The following is an 18,702-nucleotide window of genomic DNA, read 5'->3' on the forward strand; positions in this document are numbered from 1 at the left end:
GGACCCTCAGTGGCGTCGACGCAGGTCGCCGATGCACCGCATCGGCGCCCTCCTCCGTGTCGGCGCCCTCCTCCGCCTTGCAGCCGCACGCACCAGGCCCCGCTCGGCTCGGTCCGGAGGTGCCGCAGCTCATAGCCGGCCTGATCCGCCGGACGCCCCCCGAGGCTCAGTGGCCGGTGGGGAGGCCGCGGTCCAGGACGTCCAGGGCGCGGTCCACGAGGTCGCTCAGCTCGCCCTCGAAGCCGTTCTCGGCCCAGTACATGTAGACCTCCATGAGGCCGCCGATGAAGGACATCGCGTAGACGCGGACCTCGATGCTGTCCGGTTCCAGGCCGTGGCGCTCGCCGACGGCCTGGCGGAGCATGCGGCCGGTCGACGACATGCTCTCGACCATGCGGGAGCGGACGGCGGGGATCTGGGCCGCGAGGTGCGCCCGCACGCGGGTCACCTCGGGGTCCTCCCGGTCGTTCGCTCCGATGGCCAGGTGCATCACGTGCCGCACCGATTCCATCCACGGCTCGCCGGCCGGCCGGGCGCGCAACTCCTCGGCCATCAGGGGGTCGTACTCGTCCGTGAGGACGATGTCCTCCTTGGTCGGGAAGTAACGGAAGACGGTCGACGGCGACACCTCGGCGCGCTCGGCGATCTGCTCGATGGTCGTGGCGTCGTACCCCTGCTCCTTGATCAGCCCGTATGTCGCGGCGCGGATCGCCTTGCGGGTCTTGATCTTCTTGCGTTCCCGCAGGCCCGGCTGAGGGGGGTCGGCGGGGGAGGAGTAGGAGGATCGTGCGGCCGTCATGGGGTTCATTGTCAGGCATCCTCCGCGGCGGCGGCCATGTCGGGTTCGGGGCGTGCCACCGGTCGCGCGGAGGTCGTCCTCGGCAGGAAGGCCGCCGCCAGCAGCGCCGCCACGAGAGCCGCGACGCCGCACACCAGCAGGACGACGCCCATGCCGTGGACGTACGCGCTGTTCGCGGAGGCCGCCAGGCGGCCCGCGTTGCCGGGGCCCGCCCGCCCGGCGACGAGGTGCGCCGCGACCACGGAGTCCCCCGCGGTGTCGGCGGCCCGGGCCGGCAGCCCGGTGACGTCGAGCCGGTCCCGGAAGGTGCTCGCCAGGAGGCTGCCGAGCAGGGCGATGCCGATCGCCGCGCCGACCTGGCGCAGCGTCATCAGCAGGCCCGAGCCGCTGCCGGCCCGGTCACGGGGCAGGGCGCCGAGGGCACCGTCCATCGCGGGCACGACGGAGAAACCGAAGCCGAATCCGGTGATCGAGAGCCACAGCGCGGTGAAGCCGTAACCGGAGTCGGCCGTCGTACGGCTGCCGAGCAGGGCGGCGAAGGCCAGCACCACCAGGCCGGCGCTGACCACGGCACGCGACCCGAACCTGGCGACGACCGGCTGCGCGCCCCGCGCGGCGACCATCAGACCGCCCATCATCGGCAGCAGCCGCAGACCGGTGCCGAGGGCGTCGTGGCCGAGGACGGCCTGGAGGTACTGGGGCAGCACGAACAGCAGGCCGGACAGGACGAACATGACCAGGGTCGCGGCGAGCGTGTTGAACAGGAAGCCGCGCTGGGCGAGCAGCGTCATGTCGAGCATCGGCCGCTCCACCTGCCGCTCGCGCAGCACCAGTGCGGTGATCAGGACCACGGACGCGGCGAACATGGCGAGGACCAGCGGGTCGCCCCAGCCGCGGCCGGGCCCCTCGATGATCGCGTAGATGAGGGCGCCGAGCCCGGTCGCGGTGAGCGCGGTGGACAGGACGTCTACCTTCGGGGAGGCCGGGTCGCGCGTCTCGGGGAGCAGGAAGACGCAGGCGGCGATGCCGATCGCGGCCATCGGGACGTTGACCAGGAAGATCGAGCCCCACCAGAAGTGGTTCAGCAGCCAGCCGCCGATGATCGGACCGAGCGGCATGCCGAGCGCGGAGGCGGCGGAGATGACGCCGACGGCCTTGGTGCGCTCCTCGGAGCCGAACAGCGAGGGCAGCACGGACAGGGCGAGCGGGGTGACGAGCGCGCCGCCGATGCCCATGAACGCCCGGGCCGCGACCACCCAGTTGACGTCCGGCGCCAGCGCGCCCAGCAGCGAGCCGGCCAGGAAGACCCCGAGCCCGGCGATCAGCATCCGCCGCCGCCCGAACCGGTCGCCGAGCAGTCCGGCCGGGAGCATCAGCGCCGCGAAGACGACGACGTACGCGTCCGCCATCCACTGCTGCCGGCCGGTGGTGGCGCCCAGCTCCCGCGTCATCGTGGGCAGCGCGACGTTGAGGATCGTCATGTCGAAGCCGAGCGTCAGCAAGCTCGCGACCAGGGCCCCGAGGGCCCACCAGCGCCGAGGGTCCCGGGGAGCCTCTTCCAGCTGAGTGACAGTAACCATGAAATGAGAGTAGCTCTCAAAATGTAGCTGCTGTCAATCGGCAGTAGGTATCGGGGCAAGGAAAATGGCCACGGCTGGAGAGCCGTGGCCATGGGGAAAGCGGTGGAGCGGTTACCCGTGCTGGTACGCCACCAGCGAGATGCCCACGTAGTGGACGACGAACGCGGCCAGCGTGAAGGAGTGGAAGACCTCGTGGAAGCCGAACCAGCGCGGTGACGGGTTCGGCCGCTTGATGCCGTAGATCACGCCGCCCGCGCTGTAGAGGAGACCGCCCACGATCACCAGGACCAGCACGGCGATGCCGCCCGCGTGCATGAAGTCCGGCAGGAAGAAGACGGCCGCCCAGCCCATCGCGATGTAGCAGGGGGTGTAGAGCCAGCGCGGGGCGCCGACCCAGAAGACGCGGAAGATGATGCCCGCGGCCGCGGCGCCCCAGATGCCCCACAGCAGCCACTGTCCCTTGGCGCCGGGCAGCAGCAGCATCGTCAGCGGTGTGTAGGTGCCCGCGATGATCAGGAAGATGTTGGCGTGGTCGAGTCGGCGCAGGACGCCGTCCATGCGCGGGCTCCAGTTGCCCCGGTGGTACAGCGCGCTGACGCCGAACAGCAGGCAGGCCGTCAGGGCGAAGATCCCGCAGGCGATGCGCCCTCTGGACGAGTCCGCGAGGGCGGTGAGCACCAGACCGGCGATGAGCACGGCCGGGAACATGCCCAGATGCAGCCAGCCGCGGAGCTTCGGCTTGATCGGCTCGGCGAGCTGCTGGGCGTGCTGCTTTATCTGGTGCGGGAGGGAGGGGGCGCCGGAGTCGCGGCCGGCGGCCGGCGTGTCCGTGGGCGCGTCGGGGACAGGCGCAGTCATGCGCTCAATCGTACCTACGGAACCGTAACTTAGGGATGAGCGCGGGCCGAGAACCGGTCAAGAGTGGCCATCCTCTCACGGGAGTTGGGTCCACGTCCGTCAGGCAAAAGAACCGTCAGATGAACTCAACGTGCACGCAAAAACACGCTGGGAAACACACGGCGGCGTGACGATCCCCACTCCGCTCACCTGTGAGGTCCTCTGGACATATGGGCGCTGGCGTCGGATGATCATATGAGTGCGGTCGGCACCGGATGAGCGCTGAGGATCCAGCCACGAAGCATCCGGGCCGCAGCCCCCACGGGGCCTCCCAATAAAAAATCCCTCATTTAGGAGCAATCGTGGCGCGCGACAACGCGGCTCCCACCGTCATCCCCACCAAGCATCAGGAACTGGTCTCGTGGGTGAACGAGATCGCTGAACTGACCCAGCCGGACAGTGTGGTCTGGTGTGACGGATCCGAGGCCGAGTACGAGCGGCTGTGCGAAGAGCTCGTCGCGAAGGGCACGTTCAAGAAACTCGACCCGATCAAGCGCCCGAACTCCTACTACGCGGCCTCCGACCCGAGCGACGTCGCGCGCGTCGAGGACCGCACCTTCATCTGCTCCGAGAAGGAGGCGGACGCCGGCCCGACCAACCACTGGAAGGACCCCGCCGAGATGCGGGAGATCTTCCAGGGCGAGAAGGGCGTCTTCCGCGGCTCGATGAAGGGCCGGACGATGTACGTCGTCCCGTTCTGCATGGGCCCCCTCGGCTCGGACCTGTCCGCGATCGGCGTCGAGATCACCGACTCCGCCTACGTCGCCGTGTCGATGCGCACGATGACCCGCATGGGACAGCCGGTCCTCGACGAACTCGGTTCCGACGGCTTCTTCGTGAAGGCCGTCCACACCCTCGGCGCCCCCCTCGCCCAGGGCGAGGCGGACGTCCCGTGGCCCTGCAACTCCACCAAGTACATCTCGCACTTCCCCGAGGGCCGCGAGATCTGGTCCTACGGCTCCGGCTACGGCGGCAACGCACTGCTCGGCAAGAAGTGCTACGCCCTGCGCATCGCGTCCGTGATGGCCCGCGACGAGGGCTGGCTCGCCGAGCACATGCTGGTGCTCAAGCTCACCCCGCCGCACGGGGAGCCGAAGTACGTGGCGGCGGCGTTCCCCTCCGCCTGCGGCAAGACCAACCTCGCCATGCTGGAGCCCACCATCTCCGGCTGGACGGTCGAGACGATCGGCGACGACATCGCCTGGATGCGCTTCGGCGAGGACGGCCGCCTGTACGCGATCAATCCCGAGGCCGGCTTCTTCGGCGTCGCGCCCGGCACCGGTGAGCACACCAACGCCAACGCGATGAAGACGCTGTGGGGCAACTCGGTCTTCACCAACGTCGCGCTCACCGACGACAACGACGTCTGGTGGGAGGGCATGACGGAGGAGACGCCGGCCCATCTGACGGACTGGAAGGGCAACTCCTGGACGCCGGAGTCCCAGACCCCGGCCGCCCACCCCAACGCCCGCTTCACCACCCCCGCCGCCCAGTGCCCGATCATCGCGCCCGAGTGGGAGGACCCCAAGGGCGTGCCGATCTCGGCGATCCTCTTCGGCGGCCGGCGCGCCACCGCGGTCCCGCTGGTGACGGAGTCCTTCGACTGGAACCACGGCGTCTTCCTCGGCGCCAACGTGGCCTCCGAGAAGACCGCCGCCGCCGAGGGCAAGGTCGGCGAACTGCGCCGCGACCCCTTCGCCATGCTGCCGTTCTGCGGCTACAACATGGGCGACTACATGGGGCACTGGGTCGACGTCGCCAAGGACAAGGATCAGGCGAAGCTGCCGAAGATCTACTACGTCAACTGGTTCCGCAAGAACGACGAGGGCAAGTTCGTCTGGCCCGGCTTCGGCGAGAACAGCCGTGTCCTGAAGTGGATCGTCGACCGCCTCGACGGCAAGGCGGACGGCGTCGAGACCCCGATCGGCGTCCTGCCGGCCAAGGGTGCCCTCGACACCAAGGGCCTCGACCTCTCCGAGGCGGACCTGGACTTCCTCCTCACCGTCGACACGGAGGTCTGGCGCGAGGAGGCCGCGCTGGTGCCCGAGCACCTCAACACCTTCGGCGAGCACACCCCGAAGGAACTGTGGGACGAGTACCGCGCGCTGGTCGAGCGCCTGGGCTGAGCCCGCACCGAGACTCCGCGGCCGGTTGGGATGTGCCCTGACCACAGATCGTCACGGCCGGCCGCGGTGACCGACCGGCGAGGTTCCGCACAACGGCGTGCGGGGCTCAGGGCCTGTCGTCGCGTTCCCGTCCGCCCCGACGGGAAGGCGACGACAGGCCTTCGTCTCCTTCCGCCATCACCTCTGTGCGGACCGGTCGTGCCGGTGCTGATCCTCGTGGTCGTGGCGGGCCTGCTGCACTGAGGTCAGTTCGCCCGCCCCCGGTCCTCCAGATACCGGGTGTGCGACTCCTGGCGCCGCTCCTCGGTCTCCCGCAGGACGGTCGCCAGCTTGCGCAACTCCTCGTGCACCAGGACCAGTTGACCCGCCCGCCGTTGGCCACGTAGGAGGCGTCGGCGAGATAGAGGGCGCCGGGGTTGGAGGACTCCGGATCGGTACTGGAGATGAACAGCGTCCCGCTCAACTCGCCGTATTTTCCTGACCCCTTGAGCTGCTGCCAGGTGCGGTCGCGCTGGGCGGCGCCGAGATATGCGGCCATCTTCAGGGTGCCGCGGTGCCCGGTGTCGAGGGTCGCGAGGCCGTTCGCGGCGAGCACCTGGGCGGCGTCCCGGCGGGCCACGACGACGAGCGGCGAGTAGAAGGGCCGGGGGAGGGTCCCGTGCACCTTGTAACGGGAGGCCAGTTCGACGGCGGGCGCCTGGCTGGACGGGAACGCGAGGTCGTACCCCTTGAGGTCGAGTCCCTCCATGGCCCAGGAGCCCGAGGTCTCGGCCTTGACGGTGTAGCCCTTGGTGGCGAGGGCCTTCACCACGTCCGGATCGGTGAAGTACTCGGCCTTCTCCGACCCGATCACCATGCGCACGGTCTTCGTTGCCGTGCCCGTGTCCCCGTCACTGCGGCCTGCGACGACGGCAACCACCACGCCACCGATCAGCAGCACCGCGAGGACAATCCCTGCGATTCGTCTCACGCCGGGAGCGTGCTCCCGGAACCCGACATTCCCCGCCGCAGCGGGTGAACGGGGGGTGTCACCCCGGTCCCGGAACAACACGCGTCAACCGCACGCCCCCAGGGGGCGCGGGGAACTGCGCGACAAGCCACACTCAACCCGCACCCGCAGAACGACACGGCCCCCTACGGCGATTAGGCACCCCCCGCCCAAGCCAACGCAGTGCATGGCGCCCGGTCCGCGCGTCTCTGCGGGTGCGCGCGGACCGGGGCCGTCAAAGGGGAGCCGGAGGGCTCAGCGGGACGCGAGTTCGCGTGGCTCCAGAGCCGCCGCGTGCACGTCCATCTGCTCGGCGGCGAGGATCGCGGCCGCCGTGTCGGCGCGGGAGGCCGCCACGACCAGGGCGCGCCCGGCGAGGGCGTGCGCCCGCCGGTGCAGCACCATGGAGTCGCCGTCGGACGCTGCCACGGACGTGCGGACCGGCGTCATCCCGCCGCGCAGCCGGGCCACCTGCGCGGCGAGCCGCTCGGCCGCGGTGTCCAGGTCCTCGGCGGGGGCCAGGGTCCGCAGCTCGTCCGTGACGGCGAGGAGCGCCGCGAGATGACCGGCGAGCTGGATGTCCAGCTCCTCCTCACGCGAGCGGTGCGGAAAGTCGGAGGGCGTGCCGGCCATCGCGCTGTGCACCGACTTGGTGCGGATCGGTTCGTACATGGATGGCCTCCCGTGCTGTCAGGAAACCATCCTAGCTTAGATTTCGTCTAAAGTTGAGCGAACGCAAAAGATCTACGGCTGGCCGTAGCCGTCCAGGAAGTTCCCGATCCTGGTGACCGCGTCCCGCAGATCCCCGACCGACGGCAGGGTCACGACCCGGAAGTGGTCGGGCTCCATCCAGTTGAACCCGGTCCCCTGCACGACCATGATCTTCTCCCTGCGCAGCAGGTCCAGGACCATCCGCCGGTCGTCCTTGATCTTGAAGACCTTGGGGTCGAGGCGCGGGAAGAGATACAGCGCGCCCTTGGGCTTCACGCAGGTCACACCCGGGATCTGGGTGAGCAGCTCGTACGCGACGTCCCGCTGCTCCTTCAGCCGTCCGCCCGGCAGCACCAGATCGTTGATCGTCTGCCGGCCGCTCAGTGCGGCGACCACGCCGTGCTGTCCCGGCATGTTCGCGCACAGGCGCATGTTCGCGAGGATCGTCAGACCCTCGATGTAGGAGTCCGCGTGCGCGCGCGGGCCGGAGATCGACATCCAGCCGACCCGGTAGCCGGCCACCCGGTACGCCTTCGACATGCCGTTGAAGGTGAGGGTCAGCAGGTCCGGGGCGACCTTCGCGGTCGGGGTGTGCGTGGCGCCGTCGTAGAGGATCTTGTCGTAGATCTCGTCCGAGCAGACCAGCAGGTTGTGGCGGCGGGCGATGTCGGTGAGCCCCTTGATCATCGCCTCGTCGTACACGGCCCCCGTCGGGTTGTTCGGGTTGATGACGACGATCGCCTTGGTGCGGTCGGTGACCTTGCGCTCGACGTCCGCGAGGTCGGGCATCCAGTCCGACTGCTCGTCGCAGCGGTAGTGCACGGCCGTGCCGCCGGAGAGGGAGACGGCGGCGGTCCACAGCGGGTAGTCGGGCGACGGTACGAGGACCTCGTCGCCGTCGTCGAGCAGGCCCTGCATGGCCATCACGATCAGCTCGGAGACGCCGTTGCCGACGAAGACGTGCTCGACGTCCGTCTCGATGCCGAGGGTCTGGTTGTGCATGACGACCGCGCGGCGCGCGGCCAGCAGGCCCTTCGCGTCGCCGTAGCCGTGCGCCGTCGACACGTTGCGGAGGATGTCCTCCAGGATCTCGGGCGGGCACTCGAAGCCGAACGCCGCCGGGTTGCCGGTGTTCAGCTTGAGAATGCGGTGCCCGGCAGCTTCCAGCCGCATCGCCTCCTCGAGCACCGGGCCCCGGATCTCGTAACAGACGTTGGCGAGCTTGGTCGACTGGATCACCTGCATGTCTGGGAGCTTACGGCCCGGTAACGCCTCTTGGGCCGTGTTTTCCACCACGTGAGACGCGGCGATTTGGGTGGTTATCGCCGGTGGCGGTCCCAGGGGCCCCATGCGTCTCCGTGAGCCGTGGTCGTGCCCGGGTCGCCCGAGTGGGTGAACGGGCCGCCGAACGTGTGCCGCCCGCTGCCGGAGGCGCCCCCGCCGGAAAGAACTCCTTGCCCAGCCACTCCTTTCCCTTCAGAATGCACATGTCAAATATGGGCGGCCGGAAAATCTCCGGTCGCCCAAGTCGCAAGAGGGGACCCCCACATGAAGAAGCCTCTCGGCGCCGTGCTCTTCGCCCTGGTGATGGCCGGGGCAGGCGTGGCACCAGCGGTCGCGGCACCGGTGTCCACCAACGGCACCGCCGCGCCCGCCGTCAAGGCCGTCAACTTCGCCGGCACCGTCTCGCTCAGCAACTGCTCCGGCTCCGTCATCCGCTTCCCGAACTCCGCGGACTCCGACCCGGCGCTCGTCATGTCCAACGGCCACTGCCTCGAGACCGGCTTCCCGCAGCCCGGCGAGGTCATCACCGGCCAGTCCTCCAGCCGTACCTTCGGACTGCTGAACTCCTCCGGAAGCAAGATCGCCACGCTCCGGGCCAACCAGGTCGTCTACTCGACCATGACCGACACCGACGTCACGATCTACCGGCTGACGACCACCTACGCGGCGATCAAGAGCTCGTACGGCATCAGCCCGCTCACCCTGCAGGACACGCACCCGACCGCCGGCACCGCGATCACCGTCGTCTCCGGCTACTGGAAGCGCACGTACGCCTGCAACGTCGACGGCTTCGTCTACCGCATCAAGGAGGGCGACTGGACCTGGAAGGACTCGGTCCGTTACACCTCCGCCTGCCAGACCATCGGCGGCACCTCGGGCTCGCCGGTCATCGACAACGCCACCGGCAAGGTCGTCGCCGTCAACAACACCGGCAACGAGGACGGCGAGCGCTGCACCGAGAACAACCCCTGCGAGGTCGACCAGAGCGGCAACGTGACGGTCCGCAAGGGCATCAACTACGCCGAGGAGACCTACCAGATCCCGGCCTGCTTCGGCGCCGGAAACAAGCTCGACCTCAGCAAGAGCGGATGCGTCCTGCCCAAGCCGTAGTGCGCGGTGGGGCGTTCCGTCACACGGGACTGCGACGGACCGCCCGCCCCGCCAGCACATCCGTGCGCCGCCCGTCCTCGATCACGAACCGCCCGTCGATCAGGACATGCGGAACGCCCGTCGGGAGCGCGCGCGGATTCTCGTACGTCGACCCCGCCGCCACCGCCTGCGGGTCGAACAGGACCAGGTCCGCCCGGTACCCCTCGCGGACCAGACCCCGGTCCGGCAGCCGCAGCCGTGCGGCGGGCCGGGACGTGAGGTGGGCGACGCACTCCTCAAGCGACAGCACGCCCAACTCCCGTACGTAGTGGCCGAGATAGTGCGGGAAGGTGCCGTAGGCCCGCGGATGCGGCTTCGCGCCTTGCAGGATGCCGTCCGAGCCGCCGGTATGGACGCGGTGCCGCATGATCGCCCGGACGTTCTCCTCGTGGCCCACGTGCTGCAGGATCGTGGGACCCAGCCGGTCCTCGAGGAGCAGGCGACGGGCCGTCGCCCACGGCGACTCGCCGCGCAGGTCCGCCGACTCCCTGACCGTCCGGCCGACGAAGCCGCCCAGCCCCGGATCCGTCACGCCCGAGATCTCGATCGTGTCCCACTCGATGGGTACGCCGTGGCAGCCGTCGGCGCCCACGACCTCCAGGTGGTGCCGGATGCGCTCGGCCGTCTCCTCGTCCGCCAGCCGCTTGAGGATCGCCTCCGGGCCGCCCTCGCCCGCCCAACTCGGCAGCATGGCCACCAGAGTGGTGCAGCCTGGCGTGTAGGGGTACGTGTCCAGGCTGATGTCCGCCCCGGACGCGAGCGCCTCGTCCAGCAGGGTCAGCAGCTCCGGTGCCCGGCCCTCGTTCACGCCGAAGTTCATCGTGGCGTGGGCCAGGTGGAGCGGGCAGCCCGCCTCCCGGGTCAGGGCGACCATCTCCTCGTACGCCTCAAGGGCCCCGGCGCCGTAGGAGCGGTGGTGCGGGCAGTAGTAGCCGCCGTAGGACGCCACCACCCTGCACAGCTCGGTGAGTTCGGAGTCCTTGGCGTACATGCCGGGTGTGTAGGTCAGCCCGGACGACATGCCGACCGCGCCCTGCTCCATGCCCTCGGCGACCAGCCGGCACATGCGGTCGAGCTCCCGCGGGGTCGCCTCCCGGTCCTCCCAGCCGACGGCCAGCATGCGGACCGTTCCCTGGGGGATGAGATACGCCGCGTTCACGGCGATCCCCCGGCCCTCGAATCCGTGGTCCAGCCGGTCCAGGTACTCGCCGACCGAGCGCCAGTCGAAGTCGATGTCGTCGCCGTGGCCGTTCCAGCCGGTGATCGCCCGGCGCACCTCGGCGAGCGTGCGGTCGTCCACGGGTGCGTACGACAGCCCGTCCTGGCCCAGGACCTCAAGGGTGACCCCCTGTGCGGCCTTGGCGCTGTGGTCGGGGTCGCGCAGGACGGCCAGATCGCTGTGGGCGTGCATGTCGATGAAACCGGGGGAGAGGACGAGCCCCTCGGCGTCCAGCTCCCGCATGGCCTTCGGGCGCTGGCAGCCCGCCGCCGCGGCCTCCTTGACGATCGACACGATCCTGCCGCGGTCGACCACCACGTCCGCGCGGTAGGCCGGCTCACCGCTGCCGTCCACCACGTCCGCGTCCCGGATGACGAGCTGCTCCACGACTCCTCCTAGAAGAACGTGCGGATGTAGTCGACCACCGTGCCGTCCGCCTCGACCAGCGGGATCAGCTGCCACTTGTCGAAGGACGTGCACGGATGGGACAGACCCATCCCCACCCAGTCTCCGACGTCCAGGTCCGCCTCGGCAGTGGTCCGCAGCCAGGTGTGCTGGTCGGACAGGCCGGTCACCGAGACACCCGTCGCCGGGCGCTCGGCGCCGTCCCGGCGGACGACCTGCGCGAGGGGGAGGTCCAGGTCGTACGCCGCGTCCCGCTTGCCCGCGTTGGCGAAGGCCTGATCGGGGGAGGGGCGGGAGACCACCTGTGCCCAGAGGCGGAAGGCCGGCTCCAGGGCGCCCTCGCCGGGGACGCGGTTGAAGGGGGTGATCTTGCGGTAGTGGCCGTCGTCGTGCGAGACGTACGCCCCCGAGCGCAGCAACTTCAAGGCCGGCGCGGAGAGTTCGGGAAGCGCGGCGAACACGTCTGCCACCGCGTCGAACCAGGCGCTGCCGCCCGCGCTCACCACGATCTCGTCCAGGCCCGCGAACCGCCCCGCCTTGTCGAAGTCCACGGCCAGCGCGACCAGCCGGCGCAGCCACGCGTGCACCCGCTCCGGGTCGGCCCCGGGGACCTCGCCCTCGTAGCCCGCGACACCGGCGAGCCGCAGCGTCCCGGCCGCCGCCACCGCGTCCGCGACCGCCGCGCACTCCGCCTCCGTACGGACACCGGTACGGGCGCCCTCCCCGGCGGCGAGCTCGACCACCACGTCCACCGGGCGGGACGTCCCCCGCAGGGCCTCGTCCATCAGCCGGACGCCGTGCACGGAGTCGACGTAGCAGACGAAGCGGAAGTCGCCGTCGGACTCCAGCTCGCCGGCGATCCAGCGCAGGGCCGAGGGGTCCACGAGCTCGTTCGCGAGGAAGACCCGCCGGATCCCGAACGCCCGCGCCACCCGCACCTGGTGCGGTACGGCGAGCGTGATCCCCCACGCCCCGCGCTCGATCTGCTGCCGGAACAGCCGGGGTGCCATGGAGGTCTTGCCGTGCGGGGCGAAGGCCAGGCCGTGGCGGGCCGCGTAGGTCTCCATGAGCGCGAGGTTGTGCTCCAGGCGCTCGGCGGACAGGGCGAGTACGGGGGTCGCGAAGCCGTCGGTGAAGAGGTTGCGGCGCTGGGCGGCCAGCTCGCCGACGGTCAGGCCGTCGGCGTCCGGCGGGAGGCCCTTGAAGCGGTGGTCGACGCGTTCCTCGGCGAGGCGAGCGAGCGCTTCGGTACCGGTGTCGAGGGACACGAGGCCTCCCTGATCAGGTGAGTTGCAGCATCTGCAACGTCCATTGCGTATGTCGCTTACCGCTGTCTAACATCCAGGCCAACGCCGGGTCAATGGAGCCGCCGCGACCCCGGACCGCAAGGAGCCACGACCATCGTGAATGTCCCCGACGTCGTGGACGTCGTCGCGCTCGGCGAGTCCATGGTCACGTTCCTGCCCACCCTCCCGGGCCGCCTCGCCGACGTCCCCTCCTTCGACCGCGCCATCGGCGGCGCGGAGTCCAACGTGGCGTGCGCGCTCGCGGCCGCCGGGCACTCGACGCGATGGGTGAGCAGGGTCGGCGCCGACGGGTTCGGCGACCACCTGGTCGAGGCGATCGGGGCCCACGGCGTCGATGTCACCGCCGTGCGACGGGACCCGGCGCGGCCGACCGGCGTCTACTTCCGCACGGCCGGTGACCGGGCCACCGACGCCCACGAGGTGGCGTACTACCGGGCCGGGTCGGCCGCCTCCGCGATGTCCGTCGGGAACACGGACCTGGACGCGGTGCGGGCGGGGCGGGTGCTGCACCTGTCGGGGATCACGCCGATGCTGTCCGACGCCTGTCTCGGCCTGGTACGAGAACTGACCGCGCCCCGCCCGGACCGGCCGCTCGTCTCCTTCGACATCAACCACCGGCCCGCGGTGTGGCGGCAGGCCGACGGGCCCGGCGTGCTGCTGGAGCCGGCGCGCGGCGCCGACCTGGTGTTCGTGGGCGAGGACGAGGCCGAGGACGTGTGGGCGCTCCGGGGCGCCGAGGCCGTCCGGGCCGCCTTCCCCGATCCCGAGGTGCTCGTCGTCAAGCAGGGCGGCCGGGGGGCGACCGTGTTCGACAAGGGGAGCGCCGCCACCTTCGTTCCCGCCCCGCGGGTGGACGTGGTGGCCGCCGTCGGTGCCGGGGACGCCTTCGCCGCCGGCTTCCTGTCGGCCACCCTGCGCGGGCTGCCCGTTCGGGCCCGCCTGCGCCACGGCCACCTCTGGGCCGCCGCCGCCCTCACCGCCCCCGGCGACCTCGCCGCGCCTCCTGCCCGCGACCACGCCGACCGCCTCGCGGCCCTGGACGACGACGCGTGGGGGAGACTTCGACTCGGCCCCGGCTGGACGCAACAAGCCGTCGATCACGCCAGCGACCGGGCCGAGAAGGAGGCACGTACGCCATGAGCCAGACCGTCGACCGCGCGCTCAGCATCCTGCCGCTACTCGCCGAGGGGCCCGCCGACCTCGGCCAGGTCGCCGACCGGCTCGGCGTGCACAAGTCCACGGCACTGCGGCTGCTCAGGACACTGCACGAGCACGGCCTGGTCTACCGGCAGTCCGACCAGCGCTACCGCCTCGGCGCCCGCCTCATCGCGCTCGCCCATGAGGCCATGGAGAACCTCGACATCCGCGAGATCGCCCACCCCCACCTCGTCCGCCTCAACGAGCAGTGCGGGCACACCGTCCATCTCGCGGTGTACGAGGAGTCCGAGGTCCTCTACATCGACAAGGTGGAGAGCCGGTACCCGGTCCGGATGTACTCGCGCATAGGGAAGCCGGTGGCGATCACCGTCGCGGCGGTGGCGAAGCTGCTGCTCGCAGATCTGCCCGAAGGTGAGCGCCGGGCCGTCGCCGACAGGCTCGACTACCCCATGTACACATCCCGTTCCACCCCCAACGCTCCTGCTTTTCTACGGGAGTTGGAGAAGGTGCGCGATCAGGGCTGGGCCACCGACCTCGGTGGCCACGAGGAGTCCATCAACTGCGTCGGCGCACCGGTCCGCGGTGCCGACGGCCGGGTGGTCGCCGCGATGTCGGTCTCCGCGCCGAACGTCGTCGTCACCGCCGACGAACTCCTCACCCTGCTCCCGCTGGTGCGCCGCACGGCCGACGCGATCAGCGGGGAGTACTCGGGACGCACGCCTGTGAAGGACACCGAATGAGGACCCCCGCAACGAAGGGCATCGCATGACCGAGAAGATCGCGCTCACCCCGAAGACGCACACCACCCCGCCCGCGAAGTTCTCCCACGGCGTCAGGAAGGGCAACATCCTTCAGGTCGCGGGGCAGGTCGGCTTCCTGCCCGCCGAGGAGGGCAAGGCCCCCACGCCCGCCGGCCCGACCCTGCGCGAGCAGACCCTCCAGACCCTCGCCAACGTCAAGGCGATCCTCGAAGAGGGCGGCGCGAGCTGGGACGACGTGATGATGATCCGTGTCTACCTCACGGATGTGGACCACTTCGCCGAGATGAACGGCATCTACAACACCTACTTCGAGGAGCAGGGCCTCACCCAGCCGCCCGCCGCCCGCACGACGGTGTACGTCGGTCTGCCCGCGGGGCTCCTCATCGAGATCGACGCGCTGGCCGTCCTCGGCTGACGCCCCCGCAACTCCCGTACCCCGTACGTCATCACGGTGCGGCGCCCGTTGCCGAGACCGCAGTCAGGTCTCAGCATTCCGGGTATTTCGGCCCGGAAGGTCCGTCTCATCACCAGAGCGTCAGGGGCTCGGCTTGAGTACGGTCTCTCGTTTCCGTCTGCCGCTGGTGCGGCAGGGTTGCGCCACCTGCCCGCCCCGCGCTCGCCTTGCGGCGGGTGAGCGAGCGGGACAACCTGAAGACGTGGACGGTGCTGGAGTCGGTGCTGTCGGTGACGGGGTTCGTGGTGGCGGGTGTGGTGAGCCTGTTCGTGTAGGAGGTCGGGCCGGGCCGGGGTGGAACCTGGCCCGGTACTCACCCGGGCTCGTGGTGAGGCGGCGGCGGAAGGTCCGGACGAGGGTGCCGACGTCGCTCCGGTGGTGCCGGAGGCGATCGCGGGGCTGCTCACCGCCCGCTCCGGCCGCGTACGCTCCAGCGGTCTTCCCGCCGTAGCGCGCCGCGATGTTGGGCGTGTTCGTGTAGGCGTCTGATAACGAAGTAGGGGCTGGCTGTGCCGGGCACAGGATCTTCGACCATACTGCCCGCTGTGGAGCAGCGCATAGGATCGAGCAGCCAGCCCCTGAAGGGCGAGCCCGTGCAGGGCGCCGGGTTCGACCCGGCATTCATCCCCGGGCTCACCTCACCCGCGTCCGAGCAACCGGAGGAGGTCGAGGCGCAGGACGTCGAGTCCGAGTCCGAGGACGCCGAGCCCGAGGGAGTGAAGACCGAGGCCGCGGAGCGAGAACCGGCCGCCGACGAGGACTCTGCCGACGGCGACGCCTCCGCGGACGGTGAGGAGGCCCCCGAAGGCCCCGTCTTCGAGGCGTCCGACCGACGCGCGAAGATCGTCGCCGACCACAAGGGCGTACGGCTCACCCTGGACGACCAGGAGTGCGAGTTCCGCTGGGACGAGATCGGCGCCGTGGAGACCGAATCCCCGCGCTTCGGCAAGCGGTTCACCATCACCGTCCACACCCCCGAGCGCCGCTGGTACCCGATCGAGATCGAGGCGATGGCCCGCGCGCGCTTCGACGAGTGGGAAAAAGAGCTGGACGCGGTCCTCGACGCCTACTTCGAAGAGGGCGCTGAGGAAGAGGGCGCTGAGGTAGAGGGCGCTGAGGAAGAAGACGCCTCGGCCAAGGACGCCTCGGCCAAGGACGCCTCGGCCAAAAACGCCTCGGCCAAGGACGCCAACTAGCCGCAGTACTAGAGCCTTTCCCCGGTCCGAGGGGCCGGGGCGTGGACCTTTCGGTCGTCGGCCGCGCAGTGTACGCATGCCCGTAACCCGCGCACAGGCCTCCGGCAAAGTGCACTCGCGGGTGTGACCGGCGCGTGCATATATGCCGTAAACCGAGCAGAGTGAAGGTTCGCGCGAGAGGATTCGGGCCCTCCGGATTCTCGACCCCACCCCTCCAGAGGACTGGCTGATCATGGGCGGATCAGCGCCGCGACGGGACCGTCACCTGCCGGTCGAGACGACCAGCTTCGTCGACCGGCGCGGCGAACAGACCGAAGGCCGCGAACTGCTCGCCAGGGCGCGCCTGGTGACGCTGACCGGGCCGGGCGGCGTCGGCAAGACACGCCTCGCCGCACGCGTCGCGGCCCGCGTCGAGCGCGCCTTCCCGGACGGCGTGCGCTTCGTGCACCTGGCCGGACTGCACGACCCGGCGCTCGTGCCCCTCGCCGCCGCCGACGCGCTCGGCCTGCACGACCACTCCGCGCAGCCGCCGCTCGACGCGCTGGTGGAGCAGGTGAGGGACCGGCGCCTCCTGCTCGTCCTGGACAACTGCGAACACCTGCTGCAGGCCTGCGCCGACCTCGCCGCCGCCGTCCTGCGCGGCACCACCGGCATCCGCATCCTCGCCACCAGCAGGCACCGCCTCGCCCTCACCGAGGAACACCTCATGGAGGTACGGCCGTTACCCGTCCCCGACCCGGACGGCGACCTCGGCGCACCGGACGCCCACCCCGCTCTCGCCCTCTTCGCCGACCGCGCCGCCGCAGTGGTCCCCGGCTTCAGGCTCACCGCCGACAACAGGGCCGCCGTGGCCCGCCTGTGCAGCCGCCTGGACGGTCTCCCGCTCGCCATCGAACTGGCCGCCGTACGCATGCGCGTCCTCGGTGTCGAACAGCTCCTGGAGCGCCTCGACGACCGCTACCGCCTCCTCACCGCCGGCAGCAGCGCGGTCCTGCCCCGCCACCAGACCCTGCGCGCAGCCGTCGACTGGAGCCACGAACTGTGCACGGAGCAGGAGCAGTTGGTATGGGAGCGGGCCTCCGTCCTGGTCGCCGGCTTCGACCTGGAGACGGCGGAGGCGGTGTGCGCGGACGGCGAGCGAAGCGAGATGGGGGTCCCCCCGGCCGGAGGCTGGGGGAGGGTGCGGCCGCAGGACGTCCTGGAAGCCGTCGCCGGGCTCGTCGACAAGTCGGTACTGGGGAGGGAGCAGGGACCGGACGGCGTGCGCTACCGGCTGCTCGACACGCTGCGGCACTACGGGCTCGACCGGCTGCGGCAGCGGGCGGGCGAGGAGAGCGCGACCCGGCGCCGCCAGCGCGACTGGACACAGCGGCGGGCCACCGACTGCGAACGCGTCTGGTTCGGGCCCGGACAGCGGAAGATCGTCGCCCGGCTGAGGGCCGACCAGGACAATCTGCGGGCCGCCCTCGACTTCAGCCTCAACGCCCCCGGCGAACGCCTCGCCGGGCTGCGCCTCGCGGGCACCCTGTGGTTCTACTGGCACGCCTGCGGGGCGCCCCGCGAGGGCCGCTACTGGCTGGAGCGGGCCCTCGACGCCAACCCGGGACCGACCCGCGAGCGGGCCCGCGGCCTGTGGGTGTCCGGCCTCCTCGCGGCCGCCACCCAGGACATGGCCGAAGGCCTGCGGCGCGCCCGCGACGCCCACGCCCTGGCCGGCCGGCTCGGCGACCAGGCCGAGGCCGCCCACGCCGCCTACGTCATCGGCGTCATCCGCATGTTCAGCGACGAACTGCCCGCCGCGCTCGAACACTTCGAGGCCGCCGTCGCCCGCGGCCGCGTCCCCGGCCAGCACCTCAGCCTGTACGGCCTCGACCAGGTCGAACTCGCCTGCACCCTGGGCTTCCTGGGCGAGGCCGACCGCGCCGTGGAGGTCTGCGAACGGGCGCGCCGGCTGTGCGAGGAGCACGGCGAGGAATGGGTGCGCTCGTACGTCCTGCGGATGCTGGCCCTCGCCCACACCGTCAAACGGGACTGGAAGGAGGCCGAACGGCATGCCCGCGAGGCCCTGCGCCTCAAACTCGCCGTCCACGACGTCACCGGCATCGCCCTCACCCTCGACCTGCTGGCCCGCATCGCCACCGAGGCCGGCGCCCACGCCCACGCGGCCGTCCTGCTCGGCGGCGCCGACCGCACCTGGGCCGACATCGACCGGGACCGCTGGGGCTCGGCCGCCCTCGACTCCATCCGGCGCAGCAGCGGAGAGCGGGTGCTGGGCGCCCTGGGACAGGCCGCCTTCGAGCGGTCGTACGAGAAAGGAGGCGCCCTCGGGCTCGCGGAGATCGTCGCGTACGCGACCGAGGACGGGCGGCCGGGACAGCCTGCCCCGGCACGGAGGACTGACAGCCGCCGCGCCACGCGTACGACCCCCTGCACCGCTCTCACCCGCCGCGAGGCCGAGGTCGCCGAACTCGTCGCCCAGGGACTCGCCAACCAGCAGATCGCCGACCGGCTCGTCATCGCCCGCCGCACCGCCGAAGGCCATGTGGAGCGCATCCTCAGCAAGCTCGGCTTCAGCAACCGCAGCCAGATCGCCGCCTGGGTGACGGCCCGGCGCTGAGCCACGTCCAGGCTCCCCTCCCGGCCCCGACCGACCCCACTGAGAGGAGAA

The 18,702-nt window shown here is 70.8% G+C and carries 15 protein-coding genes; 7 read left to right on the forward strand and 8 right to left on the reverse strand.

What is annotated here, in order from left to right; translation table 11 throughout:
• Positions 1–166 precede the first annotated feature (166 nt).
• The 3 genes from ACYUED_RS28485 to trhA all read right to left on the reverse strand — a co-directional run bounded on the left by ACYUED_RS28485 (position 167) and on the right by trhA (position 3,237).
• Entirely contained in the window at positions 167–799 is a 633-nt protein-coding gene (locus ACYUED_RS28485; RefSeq protein WP_491286388.1) for a TetR/AcrR family transcriptional regulator, read from the reverse strand.
• A gap of 11 nt (positions 800–810) precedes the next feature.
• Complete coding sequence (locus ACYUED_RS28490; protein WP_491286390.1) at positions 811–2,379, reverse strand: MFS transporter; 1,569 nt, start codon at positions 2,377–2,379, stop codon at positions 811–813.
• 111 nt (positions 2,380–2,490) lie between these two features.
• Positions 2,491–3,237 carry a PAQR family membrane homeostasis protein TrhA gene (gene trhA, locus ACYUED_RS28495; RefSeq protein WP_491286392.1) on the reverse strand — a complete coding sequence of 249 codons (747 nt, stop codon included), beginning with the start codon at positions 3,235–3,237 and terminating at the stop codon, positions 2,491–2,493.
• A 341-nt stretch (positions 3,238–3,578) separates the two neighbouring features.
• Here trhA and ACYUED_RS28500 point away from each other — a divergent pair, with 341 nt between their 5' ends.
• The gene (locus ACYUED_RS28500) at positions 3,579–5,402 is read left to right on the forward strand and encodes a phosphoenolpyruvate carboxykinase (GTP) (RefSeq protein WP_491286394.1); all 1,824 of its coding nucleotides are present in this window, start codon (positions 3,579–3,581) and stop codon (positions 5,400–5,402) included.
• Between the two features lie 106 nt (positions 5,403–5,508).
• On the opposite strand, the gene ACYUED_RS28505 is transcribed toward ACYUED_RS28500, so the two are convergent.
• The 3 genes from ACYUED_RS28505 to ACYUED_RS28515 form a co-directional block, all read right to left on the reverse strand.
• Positions 5,509–6,372 carry a hypothetical protein gene (locus tag ACYUED_RS28505; RefSeq protein WP_491286396.1) on the reverse strand — a complete coding sequence of 288 codons (864 nt, stop codon included), beginning with the start codon at positions 6,370–6,372 and terminating at the stop codon, positions 5,509–5,511.
• Positions 6,373–6,645: 273 nt separating this feature from the next.
• Positions 6,646–7,062 carry an SCO4983 family protein gene (locus tag ACYUED_RS28510; RefSeq protein WP_491286398.1) on the reverse strand — a complete coding sequence of 139 codons (417 nt, stop codon included), beginning with the start codon at positions 7,060–7,062 and terminating at the stop codon, positions 6,646–6,648.
• A 72-nt stretch (positions 7,063–7,134) separates the two neighbouring features.
• Entirely contained in the window at positions 7,135–8,346 is a 1,212-nt protein-coding gene (locus tag ACYUED_RS28515) for a pyridoxal phosphate-dependent aminotransferase (RefSeq protein ID WP_491286400.1), read from the reverse strand.
• A gap of 303 nt (positions 8,347–8,649) precedes the next feature.
• Between ACYUED_RS28515 and ACYUED_RS28520 the strand changes: the two genes are divergently transcribed.
• On the forward strand, positions 8,650–9,495 hold the full coding sequence (locus ACYUED_RS28520; RefSeq protein WP_491286402.1) for a S1 family peptidase: 846 nt from the start codon (positions 8,650–8,652) through the stop codon (positions 9,493–9,495).
• Between the two features lie 19 nt (positions 9,496–9,514).
• On the opposite strand, the gene ACYUED_RS28525 is transcribed toward ACYUED_RS28520, so the two are convergent.
• Positions 9,515–11,140 carry an N-acyl-D-amino-acid deacylase family protein gene (locus ACYUED_RS28525; protein WP_491286404.1) on the reverse strand — a complete coding sequence of 542 codons (1,626 nt, stop codon included), beginning with the start codon at positions 11,138–11,140 and terminating at the stop codon, positions 9,515–9,517.
• Positions 11,141–11,148: 8 nt separating this feature from the next.
• The gene (locus ACYUED_RS28530; protein WP_491286406.1) at positions 11,149–12,426 is read right to left on the reverse strand and encodes an amino acid deaminase; all 1,278 of its coding nucleotides are present in this window, start codon (positions 12,424–12,426) and stop codon (positions 11,149–11,151) included.
• 135 nt (positions 12,427–12,561) lie between these two features.
• On the opposite strand from ACYUED_RS28530, the gene ACYUED_RS28535 reads away from it, so the two are divergent.
• The 5 genes from ACYUED_RS28535 to ACYUED_RS28555 all read left to right on the forward strand — a co-directional run bounded on the left by ACYUED_RS28535 (position 12,562) and on the right by ACYUED_RS28555 (position 18,651).
• On the forward strand, positions 12,562–13,605 hold the full coding sequence (locus ACYUED_RS28535; RefSeq protein WP_491286408.1) for a sugar kinase: 1,044 nt from the start codon (positions 12,562–12,564) through the stop codon (positions 13,603–13,605).
• Positions 13,602–14,363, forward strand: coding sequence for an IclR family transcriptional regulator (locus tag ACYUED_RS28540; RefSeq protein WP_491286410.1), 762 nt, complete (start codon positions 13,602–13,604; stop codon positions 14,361–14,363). The genes ACYUED_RS28535 and ACYUED_RS28540 overlap by 4 nt, the downstream gene beginning before the upstream one ends.
• A 25-nt stretch (positions 14,364–14,388) precedes the next feature.
• Positions 14,389–14,799, forward strand: a complete 411-nt coding sequence (locus tag ACYUED_RS28545) for a RidA family protein (protein ID WP_491286412.1) — start codon at positions 14,389–14,391, stop codon at positions 14,797–14,799.
• 584 nt (positions 14,800–15,383) lie between these two features.
• Complete coding sequence (locus ACYUED_RS28550; RefSeq protein WP_491286414.1) at positions 15,384–16,034, forward strand: hypothetical protein; 651 nt, start codon at positions 15,384–15,386, stop codon at positions 16,032–16,034.
• A gap of 232 nt (positions 16,035–16,266) precedes the next feature.
• Positions 16,267–18,651, forward strand: a complete 2,385-nt coding sequence (locus ACYUED_RS28555; RefSeq protein WP_491286415.1) for an ATP-binding protein — start codon at positions 16,267–16,269, stop codon at positions 18,649–18,651.
• Positions 18,652–18,702 lie beyond the last annotated feature (51 nt).

This window comes from Streptomyces sp. DF42 (genome assembly GCF_058267695.1).

What these genes read in the sequence shown, in the direction of transcription:
- ACYUED_RS28485 (WP_491286388.1), bottom strand. Translation starts at nt 799, where the DNA reads ATGACGGCCGCACGATCCTCCTACTCCTCCCCCGCCGACCCCCCTCAG.
- ACYUED_RS28490 (WP_491286390.1), bottom strand. Translation starts at nt 2,379, where the DNA reads ATGGTTACTGTCACTCAGCTGGAAGAGGCTCCCCGGGACCCTCGGCGC.
- trhA (WP_491286392.1), bottom strand. Translation starts at nt 3,237, where the DNA reads ATGACTGCGCCTGTCCCCGACGCGCCCACGGACACGCCGGCCGCCGGC.
- ACYUED_RS28510 (WP_491286398.1), bottom strand. Translation starts at nt 7,062, where the DNA reads ATGTACGAACCGATCCGCACCAAGTCGGTGCACAGCGCGATGGCCGGC.
- ACYUED_RS28515 (WP_491286400.1), bottom strand. Translation starts at nt 8,346, where the DNA reads ATGCAGGTGATCCAGTCGACCAAGCTCGCCAACGTCTGTTACGAGATC.
- ACYUED_RS28520 (WP_491286402.1), top strand. Translation starts at nt 8,650, where the DNA reads ATGAAGAAGCCTCTCGGCGCCGTGCTCTTCGCCCTGGTGATGGCCGGG.
- ACYUED_RS28540 (WP_491286410.1), top strand. Translation starts at nt 13,602, where the DNA reads ATGAGCCAGACCGTCGACCGCGCGCTCAGCATCCTGCCGCTACTCGCC.
- ACYUED_RS28545 (WP_491286412.1), top strand. Translation starts at nt 14,389, where the DNA reads ATGACCGAGAAGATCGCGCTCACCCCGAAGACGCACACCACCCCGCCC.
- ACYUED_RS28555 (WP_491286415.1), top strand. Translation starts at nt 16,267, where the DNA reads ATGGGCGGATCAGCGCCGCGACGGGACCGTCACCTGCCGGTCGAGACG.